The following is a 251-nucleotide window of genomic DNA, read 5'->3' as shown; positions in this document are numbered from 1 at the left end:
GATTTTTCAATTTTTTCTAAGGTAGCGATTAAATCTGAGCGAACTTTTGCTGCTTCTTCCGCCGCTTCCTTGTCAGCTGCAGCCAGTTTAGCTTGATCTTGACCAGAAAGTTGAGATTTAGTTTTCGCTTCAGCTGGACTTACCTGATCGCTATCCTCTGCCAAGAAGTCTGCTAACAATTCTGAGGCGTCGAGCTCACCCTCTTCGATGGCTTTCAAGATAGCATCCTTGCCAATCACTTCTTTAGCTGC

The 251-nt window shown here is 45.0% G+C and carries 1 pseudogene; it reads right to left on the bottom strand.

Features of this window, described 5'->3' with window-relative positions:
- Positions 1–251: pseudogene (locus A0739_RS10490) on the bottom strand (SIALI-17 repeat-containing surface protein); the annotation flags it as partial.

It is taken from the genome of Streptococcus oralis (assembly GCF_001588645.1).
GTDB classification, from domain to species: domain Bacteria; phylum Bacillota; class Bacilli; order Lactobacillales; family Streptococcaceae; genus Streptococcus; species Streptococcus oralis_AB.
Note: the sequence above shows the minus strand (reverse complement) of the source record. Positions and strands in the feature narration are given on the sequence as shown.